This window comes from Methylobacterium litchii (assembly GCF_038442315.1).
GTDB classification, from domain to species: Bacteria; Pseudomonadota; Alphaproteobacteria; order Rhizobiales; family Beijerinckiaceae; genus Methylobacterium; species Methylobacterium litchii.
The window spans coordinates 1-698 of record NZ_JBBXMY010000055.1 but is presented as its reverse complement, the minus strand read 5'-3'; the positions used below and the strand labels follow the sequence as shown (position 1 = coordinate 698).

The following is a 698-nucleotide window of genomic DNA, read 5'->3' as shown; positions in this document are numbered from 1 at the left end:
CGGCATCGAACGACGGTCCCGAGAACGAAGGTTGGGGATGCGTATGACGAGCCCATTGCTGGCTCACCGCTTCGCAGTCCCGATTTCCGGAGGGTGGCGAGGACCGTTGAAAATCCCAAGAGCTGCCTTGAGGCGGTGATACGAAGGTAGACCGTCATCGGCCGGGCGATAGGCTTATGCGCGTAGGCGAGGTCGAGGATGGGTCGAGGCCGAGGTTCGACCGAGCGGCCCCCATGCAGCCTCATTCGGATGAGGGGCTCGGCATCGGGTCAGGGAGAAGGGATGATTCATCCCGAGTGTCGGGATGGGTAACTGCCTTCAGGACAGATCCCGGCCACGTCACCCATGCCACGAACTCGACCTACGTCGGACGCGTTCGGCCATCGAGCCGGGGATCGATCACGACGATCCCGCAGGAAACGAAATCCCAGGTAGGCATGGCTCCGATGATCGACTTGCAGCGGATGCGGATGGCCGTGGCTGCGCCCAGAAAACGAGGCGTTCTCCGACATCCCGGTCTCCCCCAAGGCCGAGTTCGAGATCTGGGGCGTCGTGATCCGTTCTGTGCGGATGTTTTGATCCATGGGCGGCCCAGTCGCCCTCGTCGACTGCAACAACTTCTACGCCTCGTGCGAGCGGCTGTTTCAGCCCAAGCTGCGCGGCGTGCCGGTGGTGGTGCTGTCCAATAACGACGGCTG

At 62.8% G+C, this 698-nt stretch carries 1 protein-coding gene; it reads left to right on the top strand.

Annotated elements, in window-relative coordinates:
- Positions 1-582: 582 nt before the first annotated feature.
- A partial coding sequence (locus tag AAHF99_RS27130) for a Y-family DNA polymerase (protein ID WP_342167425.1) occupies positions 583-698 on the top strand: 116 nt, incomplete at its 3' end.